Source organism: Rhizobium sp. CC1099, assembly GCF_029714385.1.
GTDB lineage: Bacteria > Pseudomonadota > Alphaproteobacteria > Rhizobiales > Rhizobiaceae > Rhizobium.
In genome coordinates, this window is record NZ_CP121641.1 from 667,798 (window position 1) to 679,984 (window position 12,187).

General features: G+C 61.5%; 11 protein-coding genes and 1 pseudogene. 5 read left to right on the forward strand and 7 right to left on the reverse strand.

The genetic code is table 11. The features are described from left to right. Nucleotides 1-131 precede the first annotated feature (131 nt). Together QA644_RS03270 and QA644_RS03275 are read left to right on the forward strand one after the other, a co-directional pair. The gene (locus QA644_RS03270; RefSeq protein WP_039844208.1) at nt 132-737 is read left to right on the forward strand and encodes a YqgE/AlgH family protein; all 606 of its coding nucleotides are present in this window, start codon (nt 132-134) and stop codon (nt 735-737) included. A 130-nt stretch (nt 738-867) separates the two neighbouring features. Continuing rightward, a complete protein-coding gene (locus tag QA644_RS03275) occupies nt 868-1,953 on the forward strand; it encodes a putative zinc-binding metallopeptidase (RefSeq protein ID WP_283071058.1) in 1,086 nt (361 codons plus the stop codon). Nucleotides 1,954-2,059: 106 nt separating this feature from the next. Here the strand turns inward: QA644_RS03275 and QA644_RS03280 are convergent, their stop codons facing one another. From QA644_RS03280 to thrC, 4 genes are read right to left on the reverse strand one after another with little or no spacing between them, the layout of a single operon-like run. After that, the gene (locus tag QA644_RS03280) at nt 2,060-4,972 is read right to left on the reverse strand and encodes a sensor domain-containing phosphodiesterase (RefSeq protein ID WP_074066922.1); all 2,913 of its coding nucleotides are present in this window, start codon (nt 4,970-4,972) and stop codon (nt 2,060-2,062) included. Continuing rightward, nucleotides 4,969-5,583 carry a GNAT family protein gene (locus tag QA644_RS03285; RefSeq protein WP_022716447.1) on the reverse strand — a complete coding sequence of 205 codons (615 nt, stop codon included), beginning with the start codon at nt 5,581-5,583 and terminating at the stop codon, nt 4,969-4,971. The genes QA644_RS03280 and QA644_RS03285 overlap by 4 nt, the downstream gene beginning before the upstream one ends. A 28-nt stretch (nt 5,584-5,611) precedes the next feature. Further along, a complete protein-coding gene (locus tag QA644_RS03290) occupies nt 5,612-6,910 on the reverse strand; it encodes a pitrilysin family protein (RefSeq protein WP_022716446.1) in 1,299 nt (432 codons plus the stop codon). 25 nt (nt 6,911-6,935) lie between these two features. Next, nucleotides 6,936-8,336, reverse strand: a complete 1,401-nt coding sequence (gene thrC / locus QA644_RS03295; protein WP_194729161.1) for a threonine synthase — start codon at nt 8,334-8,336, stop codon at nt 6,936-6,938. 197 nt (nt 8,337-8,533) lie between these two features. On the opposite strand from thrC, the gene QA644_RS03300 reads away from it, so the two are divergent. Continuing rightward, nucleotides 8,534-9,184 carry a hypothetical protein gene (locus QA644_RS03300; RefSeq protein ID WP_170250151.1) on the forward strand — a complete coding sequence of 217 codons (651 nt, stop codon included), beginning with the start codon at nt 8,534-8,536 and terminating at the stop codon, nt 9,182-9,184. 19 nt (nt 9,185-9,203) lie between these two features. On the opposite strand, the gene QA644_RS03305 is transcribed toward QA644_RS03300, so the two are convergent. Further along, on the reverse strand, nt 9,204-9,893 hold the full coding sequence (locus QA644_RS03305) for an HAD family hydrolase (RefSeq protein WP_283071061.1): 690 nt from the start codon (nt 9,891-9,893) through the stop codon (nt 9,204-9,206). Nucleotides 9,894-10,013: 120 nt separating this feature from the next. Then, on the reverse strand, nt 10,014-10,700 hold the full coding sequence (locus QA644_RS03310; RefSeq protein WP_283071063.1) for a metalloregulator ArsR/SmtB family transcription factor: 687 nt from the start codon (nt 10,698-10,700) through the stop codon (nt 10,014-10,016). A 73-nt stretch (nt 10,701-10,773) separates the two neighbouring features. Here QA644_RS03310 and QA644_RS03315 point away from each other — a divergent pair, with 73 nt between their 5' ends. Next, a complete protein-coding gene (locus tag QA644_RS03315) occupies nt 10,774-11,103 on the forward strand; it encodes an NIPSNAP family protein (RefSeq protein WP_283071065.1) in 330 nt (109 codons plus the stop codon). Further along, complete coding sequence (locus tag QA644_RS03320) at nt 11,100-11,447, forward strand: antibiotic biosynthesis monooxygenase (RefSeq protein WP_239595139.1); 348 nt, start codon at nt 11,100-11,102, stop codon at nt 11,445-11,447. The genes QA644_RS03315 and QA644_RS03320 overlap by 4 nt, the downstream gene beginning before the upstream one ends. 343 nt (nt 11,448-11,790) lie before the next feature. Here the strand turns inward: QA644_RS03320 and QA644_RS03325 are convergent. Further along, nucleotides 11,791-12,088: pseudogene (locus QA644_RS03325) on the reverse strand (nucleotidyltransferase domain-containing protein). Nucleotides 12,089-12,187: the final 99 nt, after the last annotated feature.

Sequence of the window (12,187 nt, forward strand, 5' to 3'; positions counted from 1 at the left end):
TTTATCGAAAATCGCCTTTCGCTGCCAGAAGTTCGGCCATCTAATTCTTCATTTTCAGTTGATTGATCTGCCGCATTGCCCCATGTTTCTTTTATAGGGCTGTTGGCAACGGTCTGGCAGCAGGAGGAAGTATGTCCTTATCCACGCTGAAAAACAGACGGGAACGCGGCTTTTTCGACGGGCAGTTCCTGATTGCCATGCCGGGCATGGAAGATAGCAACTTCTTCCGCACGGTCATCTATATCTGCGCCCATTCCGATGCCGGTGCCATGGGCTTCATCATCAATCGCGCCCAAAGCCTCACCTTCACGGACGTGCTGCTGCATCTCGAAATGGTCAACGACCAGGAGCCGATAGTCCTTCCGGAGCATGCCCGGGACTTCCCGATCCAGACAGGCGGTCCCGTGGAAAGCGGCCGCGGTTTCGTGCTGCATTCCGATGATTATATAAGCGACTCCAGCATCCCGATCAGCGATGATATCTGCCTGACGGCGACGCTCGACATCGTCCGCGCGATTTCCAAGGGCGGCGGGCCGAAGAGGGCCACGATGATGCTCGGTTATTCCTCCTGGGGTGCCGGCCAGCTCGAAATGGAAGTTGCCAGCAACGGCTGGTTGACCTGCGCCGCCAATGAGGCGCTGATCTTCGACCGCAATCTGGACGACAAATACGAGCGCGCTCTCGCAGGCATGGGCATCACGGCCGCCATGCTTTCCGCCGAAGCCGGACATGCGTGATATCTAATCCAGGAACGATTTCGTTGACGTGACGTTTTCTTCCGGCAAGCGTGCCAGATGGCGCGCCGCCGAAATGCCTGTTGCGCCGCGCAACAGGCATTTTGGTTCGTCACCATTCGTCGAGGTAATCATGAGGCTCTTCGCCTGCGATAATTGCGACCAGGTCGTCCACTTCGACAACCGCCATTGCGTCCGCTGCAATCATCGCCTGGGCTTCATGCCGGATGATCTCTGCGTGCACGCGCTCGAGCCGCGCGATGAAATGCAGTGGCAGCTCGTCGCACGTCCGGAGCGCAGGATCCGCTTCTGCGCCAATGCCGGTCTCGATATCTGCAACTGGCTGCTTGCGGATGAGGACCCCCATGATTTTTGCATCGCCTGCCGCCACAACAGACTGGTGCCGAACACCGGAACCCAGGACGGCATCGCCCGCTGGCGCCGCATCAGTCAGGCGCAGCGCCATCTGTTCTATTCGCTGCTGCGCTGGAACCTGCCGCATCCGGATCGCGAGGAAGATCCCGTCGGCGGCCTCGTTTTCGATATCCTCGAAGATACGGTTCAGAACGACGGCAATATCCTCCCCGCGATGACCGGACATGAGGAAGGCCTGATCGCCATCCGTGCGGCGGAAGCCGATGACGCCACCCGCGAACAAGCGCGCACCATGATGAACGAGCCTTACCGCACGCTGCTCGGCCACTTCCGCCATGAGGCCGGCCACTTCGTCTGGAACAAGCTGGTGCGGGACAGGAATGGCTTAGATGCCTTCCGCACCGTCTTCGGCGACGAACGACAGGATTACGGCGCAGCCCTTCAGAACCATTATGCCAGCGGTCCGCCCTTCGGCTGGCAGGAGAGCTTCATCAGCGCCTATGCATCCTCACATCCGTGGGAAGATTTTGCCGAGTGCTTTGCGCACTACCTCCATATCGTTGATACGCTGGAAACGGCCCGCGCCTTCGGCATCGCCATCGATCCCCGCGGCCATGAGGAAATGGCCTCGGAAGTGGATTTCAATCCATACAGGGCGGAAAGCGCTGAACAGCTCGTCAGCGCCTGGGTGCCGCTCAGCGTCGCGATCAACGCCATTCAGCGCAGCATGGGCCAGCCGGATTCCTATCCCTTCGTGCTGTCGCGGGCCGTCGTCGCGAAGCTGGAATATCTGCACAAGCTCATTCAGGTCGCGTCTGCGATGTCGCGGAAGGCTGCGGCGTAGCCCCTCATCCGCCTGCCGGCCCTTCTCCCCGACGGGAAGAAGGGCCATGCGGTTGACGCGGGGACAGGACAGGTGAGGGGTAGTCGCCAGCATTGATTTGAAAGGCCTAAGCCCGCTTCGTCAGTGGAAAACGTTCCTTCAGCAGGCGCAGCACGGAATCGGAGCCCATCGGCGGGCCGAAGAGGTAGCTTTGCCCGTAGCTGCAGCCCATCTTGGCGAGCTCGATGGCATCCTCGTTGGATTCGATGCCTTCGGCGACCACCTGCATCCCCAACTCGCGCGCCATGGAGATGACCGACCTTAGAATGGTCGCCTTCTTGTCGCTGTCATCGCGAACGAGCGCTTTGTCGAGCTTGATCGTGTCGAAGGGGAAGCGGGTAAGATAGGCAAGCGACGAGTAGCCCGTGCCGAAGTCGTCGAGCGCCAGTCCGAGGCCAGCTTCCTTGAGCTTCTGCAGCACGAGCCGTGCCTGTTCCGGATTTTCCATGACCATGGATTCCGTCAGCTCCAGCTTCAGGCGCGACGGCTCGCAATGAGTCTTCGAAAGAACTGAGCGCACGTCGTCATAGAGTTCGTTGTTGAGGAGCTGCACGCTCGACAGGTTGATCGAGACGAAGATCGGCAGCTCGCCGGTCTGGTTCTGCCAGGCCATCAGGTCGCTGGTCGCCTGTTCGAGCGCGAACATGCCGAGCGGACCGATGATGTCCGAGGCCTCGGCTATCGGGATGAATTCGGACGGCGGGATGTTGCCGCGCTTCGGATGCTCCCAGCGCATCAGCGCCTCGAAACCGGCAATCTCGACATCCTCCAGCCGCGCGATCGGCTGGTAGACCATCGAGAGCTCCTTGCGCTCGATGGCGCGGCGGAGATCGGATTCGAGCTGCAGGCGGTCGGCGCCGAAATCGCGGAAGGCGGGGCGGAAGGGTTCGACGCGGTTGCCGCCGGCGCGCTTAGCGCGATACATGGCAAGCTCGGCATCGCTCAGCATTCCGGCTGCGTTTTCCTGCTGGTCTACCCAGGAGGCGAGACCGATCGAGGCCGTCAGAATAATTTCGCGATTGCCGAAATTGATCGGCACCATGATCGCCTTGCTGACGGCATCAGCAAAATCGGCGACCTTCGTCGGATCGCGCTCGGAAACGAGAATGAGACCGAACTGGTCGCCCGCAAGGCGCGCCAGCGTATCCTGCGGCTTCAGCAGACGACGCAGGCGGCGGGTCAGCGCGATCAGAATGTTGTCGCCGGCTGCGACGCCAAGCGAATCGTTCACCAGCTTGTAGCGGTCGATATCGATCACCATCACCGTCGGCCTGAGCGTTTCGCCGCCGGGCGCAAGCGCCAGCACCGATTGCAGGCGGTCGATGAAGAGCTGGCGGTTCGGCAGGCCAGTGAGATTGTCGTGCAGTGCATCATGCAGCAGCCGCTCGACGGAATTCTTCTGCTCGGTGACGTCTACAATCGTGCCGACGCAGCGGATGATCTCGCCGTTCGAGCCGAGCACCGGCCGCGCGCGGATCAGCAGCCAATGGAAATGCCCGTCCTCGGCGCGGATGCGGAACTCGTGGTTCAGCCGTCCGCGACGATGTTCGAGCAGCACGTCCAGCGTCGCGCGGAATCGGTCGCGGTCGTCCGGGTGAAGCCGCGGCAGCCAGTTGCGGGCTGCGCCATGCATGGTCCCCGGCGACAAGCCCAGCTTGATGGAAACATCCGGGATGGTGACGACGCGGTCGCGCGCCACGTCCCAGTCCCACACCATGTCGCCGGAGCCGGTCAGCGCCAGAGACTGGCGTTCGAGATCGGAAAACAGACCCTGCTGAAAGGCGCCGCCCGCAAAGGCGTGCTGCATCACCGTAAAACCGATCAGCAGAACGATGAGGACGAGGCCGCCGCCGAGCGCCGGCTGGATGATGTCGTTGTCGAGCCGGCCGGTAACGGTCAGCCAAGCCCCGAATATCCACACCAGGATCAGCGCCCAGGCAGGCACCAGCAGGATGGCGCGGTCGTAGCGGTTGAAGCCGAGATAGATGATGAGCACGATGCCCATCGTCGCCGTCAGCGCGAAGGAGAGTCGCGCAATACCGGAGGCGATCGACGGATCATAGATCGCGACACCGAAGAGCAAAGCCAGGCCGAGCACCCAGGCAAGCGTCGCATAGCCGAGATGCGTGTGCCAGCGGTTGAGGTTCAGATAGGTGAACAGGAAGATCACGAAACTCGACGCCAGCGCCACTTCCGCGCAGGCGCGCCATATTCGTTGGTCCGCCGAGGCGACGCTGACGAGTTTGCCGAGGAAACCGAAGTCGACGCAGATGTAGCCGAGCACCGCCCAGGCAAGTGCCGCCGTTGCCGGCAGCATCGAGGTTCCCTTGACCACGAAGAGGATCGTCAAGAACACGGCCAGAAGTCCGGCAATCCCGAGCACGATGCCGCGGTAGAGCGTGAAGGCGTTGATTGTGTCCTTGTAGGCGTCCGGCTCCCACAGGTAGATCTGCGGCAGGTCGGGCGTCGCAAGCTCGGCCACGAAGGTGATGACAGCGCCGGGGTTCAGAGTGATGCGGAAGACGTCGGCCTCGTCGCTCGGCTGGCGGTCGAGCGCAAAGCCCTCGCTCGGCGTGATCGCCATGATGCGCTGCGAGCCGAGGTCCGGCCAGAAAAGCTTGGAATTCACGAGGCGGAAATGCGGAGCGACGATGACGCGCTCGAGCTGTTCTTCCGAGACGTTGGCGAGCGCAAAGACGGCCCAGTCGCCCTGGTGGTTTTCGGAGCTGGCACGCACCTCGATGCGCCGGCGGATGCCGTCTGCGCCTGCGGCCGTCGAGACCTGGAAGGCCTCGCCCTGATTGGCATAGATTTCCGTCGTCGCGGTCAAATCGAGCGCGGTGTCGTCGCGGGAAATCTTCACGGGTTCCGCCGCCTGCGCAACGCCTGCAGCCAATGCAAGCATCGACAGGAAAAGAGCTGCGATCACCGCGATCAATCGGCCGGACGGTGATTTGGGCAGCATGCGGTTCGTGGTCATCGGCTGTCGGTTTTCCTGCCTGTATCCGTATCGGTGGCAAGCAGTGAATACATCACGTGGTCATGCCACTGACCGTTTATTTTCAAGTATCCGCGCAGATAGCCTTCCCGCTGAAACCCGGCTTTCTCAAGCAGGCGAATGCTTCGTGCGTTCTCCGGAATACAGGCTGCCTCGATACGGTGCAACTCAAGCCCTGCGAAGATATAGGGTATAACCAACTGAAGTGCGGCGAACATATGGCCTTGGCCGGCATGCTTCTCGCCCATCCAGTAGCCGATCATGCAGCTCTGCGCCGCGCCGCGGCGGATATAGCCGATCGTGATCCCGCCGAGCAGTTCCATGTCTGGTTTTAGGAACAGGAACAGCGGGATCGCCTGGCCGGACGCGTACTCCTGCTTGCCGCGGATGACGCGGGCGCGATAGGCGCCCTCTGTCAGCTCGTCGCGACGCCATGTCGGTTCCCAGGGCTCCAGGAACTTGCGGCTGGCGGAGCGCAGCTTGTGCCACTGGTTGAAATCCTGATAGCGCGGAAGTCTCAGCGCATAGCGGTCGTTCTCGAGCTCCACCGCCTCCGGCTGCCGCGACAGGAATCGAAAAACCGATTTTGGCATCGATCACTCCCGGCAGATGGAACGCGGCTCAGCGGCTTGCAGTTTTCGACTGCGGCAGGGGAGCGGACAGCGAGGCGACGATATCTTCCGTCGGTGCCAGTTGCTCCAGCGGGCCGATTGCCGAAAGCGTCGGCACAGTGTCGAAGAACAGTCGGCCGGCGAGGTCGGTGAGTCGCTCGATGGTGATGCCCTCGAGCCGTTCCATCATTTCCTGATTGGAGATCGGGCCGCCGTAGAGCATCATCTGGCGGGCGATCTGGCCGGCACGGGCGGCAGGGCTTTCCTGTCCCATCAGAAGCTGTGCGCGGATCTGCGCGCGGGCACGCTCGATCTCCTTCTGCTCGATGAAGCCGGCCGACTTATGCAACTCGTCGATGATCACCGGTACGAGTTCAGGAAGGTTCTCGCCGCCGGTTGCGGCATGGATGCCGAAGATGCCGGTGTCGGAAAAGCCCCAGTGGAAGGCATAGATCGAATAGCAGAGGCCGCGGATTTCGCGCACTTCCTGGAAGAGGCGGGAGGACATGCCGCCGCCGAGGATGTTGGCAAGGATCTGCGAACAGTAGAAGTCACGGGCATGATAGGCCTTGCCCTCGAAGCCGAGCAGGATCTGCGCGTCCATCAGGTCGCGCGTCTCGCGCACGCTGCCGCCGATATAGCGGGCGGTCTCGATGACCGGCGGCGCGCTCGGCGCGGTCGGCAGGCTCGCGAAGCGCTGTTCCACCATGCGCACGAATTCGTCGTGATCGACTGCACCGGCGGCAACGACGAACATGCGATCGGTCGTATAGTTGCGGCCGAGATAGTTGCGGATCTGTTGCGGCGAGAAGGAGACGACGGTCTCCGGCGTGCCGAGGATGGCGCGGCCGAGCGTCTGATTGCGATAGGCGGTTTCGGAAAACTTGTCGAAGACCACGTCGTCTGGCGTGTCGTTCGCCGCATTGATCTCCTGCAGGATCACCTGCTTCTCGCGTTCGAGCTCGTCTTCCTCGAAGGCCGATTCGGTCAGGATGTCGGCGAGAATATCGACGGCGAGCGGCACGTAATCCTTCAGCACGCGGGCGTAGTAGGACGTCGTTTCGGTCGAGGTGGCCGCGTTCACTTCGCCGCCCACATCCTCGATTTCCTCGGCGATGTCGCGGGCCGAGCGGCGTGCGGTACCCTTGAAAGCCATGTGTTCGAGCAGGTGGGCTATGCCATGCTCGTCTTCCGTTTCGTTGCGCGAACCCGATTTGATCCAGACGCCCAGAGCGACGCTTTCAAGATGCGGCATGGTCTGGGTTACTACTGTCAGCCCGGATTTGAGCCGGGTGCACTCAACTGTCATTGGCTATCTTTCTGCGCCTGCCGCATCACGTCCGGGCGTGCTTGCCGATAAAACCTTCAACGGCCTTAAGTTCCGGATCGACGACTTGGAAGCGCTCCTCCTTAAGCATCAGTCCAGCAAGCCACGTCGGAAGCGCCGGGTCAATACCGGAGGCGGATTTTACCGCGGCGGGGAATTTTGCCGGGTGCGCGGTCGCAAGCGTCACCATCGGCGTGTTCGGCTTGTCGTGCTTGGCGGCAACGAAGACGCCGATTGCCGAATGCGGGTCGAGAAGGTAGCCGGTTTCGGCGTAGGTATTCTTGATCGTCTGCGCCACCTGCTTCTCGCTGGCGCGGCCGGCGCGGAAGTCCTTCTTGATGGCGGCAAGCGCCTTCGGCGCGATCTCGAAGCCATTCGACTGCTTCAGGCTGTCCATCGCATGGCGCACCTTGGAAGCGTCCCGATCGTAGGCTTCGAAAAGCAGGCGCTCGAAATTCGAGGAAATCTGAATGTCCATCGACGGCGAGGTCGTCGCCTTGACCTTCTTCATGTCGTAGCGGCCGGTCTTCATCGTGCGGGCGAGGATGTCGTTCTCGTTGGTCGCGATCACCAGCTTGCCGATCGGCAGGCCCATGCGTTTGGCCGCATAGCCCGCGAAAATGTCGCCGAAATTGCCGGTCGGTACCGTAAACGAAATCTTACGATCAGGCCCGCCGAGTGTGATCGCCGTCGTGAAGTAATAGACGATCTGGGCCATGATGCGCGCCCAGTTGATCGAGTTGACACCGGAAAGGCGAACCTTGTCGCGGAAGGCGGCGTCGTTGAACATCGCTTTGACGAGATTTTGGCAGTCGTCGAAATTGCCCTTGACCGCCAGCGCATGGACATTGGGAGCCGTCGAGGTCGTCATTTGCCGCTGCTGCACCGGCGAGATCTTGCCGTGCGGGAAGAGGATGAAAATATCGGTGCGCTCGCGGCCGGCGAAGGCGTCGATGGCCGCACCGCCCGTATCGCCCGACGTTGCACCAATGATCGTCGCGCGCTCGCCGCGCTTTTCCAGCGCATAGTCCATCAGGCGTGCCAGAAGCTGCATCGCCACGTCCTTGAAGGCGAGCGTGGTGCCGTGGAAAAGCTCCATGACGAAGCTGTTCGGTCCCGTCTGGACGAGCGGGGCGATCGCCGGATGGCGGAAGGTGCCATAGGCCTCGTCGATCATCGCCCGGAATGTGGCGGCGGGGATTTCGTCGTTCGTAAAGGGCGATAGGATCGCAAACGCGATCTCCTGGTAGCTCTTGCCGCGCAGCGCCCGGATTTCCTTCTTGGAGAAATGCGGCCATTGCCGCGGGACATAGAGGCCGCCGTCGCGCGCAAGACCCGTCAGCAACGCATCGCAAAAGCCGAGAGATGGGGCCTCGCCGCGGGTCGAGATATAGTCCACGTTCTTCATCCTTGACGTTATGGCCGGAGGAAATCCGGATAGAGGATCCAGGCGCCGAAGTTGCAGCAGATCGAAATGTGCGTCAAAACGGTGCTTACCCAATCGATTTTTCTTTGCGCCGCTGATATAGACCATCGCAAACTGTCACGAAAGGCCCTGCAAGCAAGACTTCGGGCCTGCCAGAAACTTTGTAAGAGGGTGGAATAATCGTGTTCGGCAAAGTCTCGCGTCTCATCGTTTCCGTATCAGTGGCCGCTCTGCTTGCAAGCTGCAATTCCCTGGGCGTCGGCGGTGAAAGCAAGTCCGCCGAAGCGCCGGCCCAGCCAAACGGCAATGCCCAGATCATGCCGCTTGCGCCCGCCAATCCGTCTTCCAGCGACAAGCCGATCGGCACGGCGACCAACGTCCAAGGTACTGCGCAGCCGGTCGTGCAGGGCTCCTGCCCGCAGATTTTCATGAAGGATCAGGACGCGATCTTCCGCACCTATGCCAAGGGCAAGACGGGTGACAACAGCCAGATCGTCCATCAGGCGGCAATCGGGGACTACACGCGTCAGTGCACGCTGAACGAACAGAACCTGACGATGACTGTCGTGGCGCAGATCCGCCTGATCGCCGGCCCGGCCGGCGGCCCCGGCCGCGTCACGCTGCCGGTCCGGATCACCGCCTTCGACGGGCAGGATGTGGTCACTTCGGAAGTTGTTCCGTTTACTGCCGAAATTCCGGCAGGGCAGACGGCCGCTCAGGTCCTCTTCCGCAAGGACGGCTTCAAGCTGCCCGTCGGCTCCGGCGCCCTGGTTCGCGTCAATATCGGTTTCGATCAGGGCCCGGCCGCGAAGACCAAGAAGAGCAGCTAAGAGCCGGCCTGTCCCTCTTTTAGAGAACGCCAGCCCATTCCGAAAGAGCATCAACGACGCCCGGCAGATCCTTCATCCGCGAGATGACCGTCTCCGCGCCGGCATCCGTCAGGCGGTCGGCGTGCGAGGAATAGGTATGTGATGCGCCGGTGAAGCCGATGACGCGCATGCCGGCATCGCGTGCCGCATGGATGCCATGGACAGAATCTTCCACGACGACCGTCTTCGACGGCGAGCCTCCCATCGTCTCGGCGCCATGCAGGAAGATGTCCGGCTTCGGCTTGACGCGATCCGGCCCGAGATCTTTTGCGGAAAAGACGTTTGGAGCAAATAGCTTCTTCAGTCCCACCTTGCCGAGCATCATGTCGAGTCGGTGCGCGCTGGAATTCGAGCAGACGCAACGCTTCAGATCAAGGCGCGAGATGGCGAACTCGACGCCGGGAATGGCCTGCACGTCCCGTTCGAGGCGCAGGTCGAGCAGCTTTTCGGATTTGTCGAGCAGCGAGGCGGAAAGCGGAATGCTCGCTTCGCGTTCCACCTGCAGAAGAATGTTCTTCCAGGTCATGCCTGCGAAGCGCTCCGCCATCTCTTCGACGCTGATCGGATAGCCTGCGTCGGTCAGAAGCTTGGACTCCACATCCGCCGCTATGATTTCGGAATCGACCAGAACGCCGTCGCAGTCGAAGATAATGAGGTCGAAGCCGTCCATGTACTCTCATGCCTTGTTGGGGGATGATGCGACTTACACGATGGCCGTCGAAAGCTCAACCGGCACGCCGGCATGGCTGGAATGCGCCGCGCGGGCGGCTCGCGGCTGACGTTTGGCGGCTCAGGCTTCCAGCGGAAAGAGCGACAGGAACTGCTGCTCGCCTTCGGGCGAAAAGATCACCGAGCGGCTTCCCGCCGTCCGCCGCGCCCAGCCCCTGTCGAAGAAAGTCGAAAGCAGCGCCTTGCCGAGACTGCCCGCCAGATGCGCGCGGCGCTCGCTCCAGTCGAGGCAAGAGCGGCAGAGCGGGCGGCGGGACGATTTGAGGCCGGAGACATCTATTCCGATGCATTGCAGCCGGCTCTCGCCTTTCGGGGTGACCGACAATCCTTCGCCGATTGCGTCGATCGCACCCGAAGCCATGAGACTGTCGAGGATGCGCACGCCGTAATCGCCGGCCAGATGGTCGTAGCAGATGCGCGCCTTGCGCAGCGCCGGTTCCTTCGGACCCGGCCGGTGGCGCAGATGTCCGCGGCTGGCGGCGAAACCCATCATGCTCTCGATCAGCAGGGCAGTTGCTTCGTCTGCGAGTGTGAAATAGCGGTGGCGGCCCTGCTTTCGCTGAGTAAGCAGGCCGCCGGTTTCGAGCTTGGCGAGATGCGTGCTCGCCGTCTGAAGGGTGATGCCACCCACTTCCGCAAGCTCGGTCGCCGTCAAGGCCCGGCCGCCCGACAGCGCAGCCAGCATGTTGGCGCGGGCAGGATCGCCGATCAGCGCTCCGATCTGGGCAATATCCGGTCCTTCTTTCATACTTCGATCGTAACCGAAGCATTGTCGTCGCACAATGTGCGAAAACGCCTTTCACAAGCAAAGGAGAAAAGTGATGCTGACCTGCTTCATCCGCTACGAGATCGACCCGTTCAAGAAGGATGCCTTTACCGAGTATGCCCGTGCCTGGGGGCAGGCGATACCGCGCAACGGTGCCGATCTCATCGGCTATTTCGGCCCCCACGAGGGGTCCGCGACGACCGCCTACGGCGTCTACAACATCGAAACCCTCGCCGCCTATGAGGCCTATCGCGCCCGCCTCGCAGCCGATCCGCTCGGCAAGGAGAACTACGAATTCGCCAAACGCGGGCGCTTCATCCTGAAGGAAGACCGCATCTTCCTGAAGAACGTGTCCGTCCCTCATTCTCCGCTGGTGCTGCCATGATCGCCGTCATCTTCGAAGTCGTACCCTATATGGGCGAACGCCACAAATACCTCGACCTCGCGGGCGACTTGCGCGCCGAACTGGAAAAGATTGACGGCTTCATTTCAATCGAACGCTTCGAGAGCCTGACGATGCGCGGCAAGCTGCTATCGCTATCCTTCTGGCGTGACGAGGAGGCGGTCAAAGAGTGGCGCAATCTCGAAGCCCACCGCGCCGCGCAGAAGGCCGGCCGCAACGGCATCTTCGCCGACTACCGCCTGCGCATCGGCCATGTGGTTCGAGACTACGGCATGTTCGAGCGGGCGGAAACGCCGGTCGATAGCCGGCAGGTGCATGCAGCTTAGTCAGGCTTCATCATCCACCTGCCCTTGAATGGCCGCGACAGCGATCCGGATTTCGGGACGTTCATCCACGATGACGCCCCAGATGATCCTGCCGGAAAGGCATGATACTCGCCTCAGCACGCTTCCGATCGCCTTGGCGCTGGGCCTGGGCAATTTCCGGCCGCGCGTTCTTGAGATCGTCCGAATGCCGCGGCTGGCTTTCGAGATGATCTCTATGGCGCGCTCCAGAGCGAGGCAGGATTGTCGTTCCGGCAGTCGGCGAACGGCTTGCCGGCGATTGCCGTCTCGATGATGGCAATTGCCCGAAGAGTGTATGTAGAAAGTGCCAGACCTCGCGGGGGCGTCATAAGACCTGCGAGGCGGAATTTTCGATCCTGTCCTTCGACAGGGGATGAAGGTTGTCCCGTGTCGTGAACATCGACGGGCAGATGCAGCTCGTCTTCTAGGAAGAGTTTGATGCCGATGAGGCCGAGGGCGTTGAAGCGGCTTGCCGGATCGGAGTCGATGAAGAGGTCGAGGTCACTCGCCGGGCCTGTCTCGTCACGCGCGACCGAACCGAACAGGTAGAGCGAAGTTGCACCGAGCGCCCGGATGGCGTCGGCCCGTCGCTTCAGTCTTTCAATGGCTTCGTTTCTCTTCACGAAGGAAGTCTAGCGCGGCGGCGACTTTATTTCCGCGTCCTGCATTTATTTCCCGAAATCATCCACCGGTTCAGGCTTTGGTAACCAACTTGAGTAACC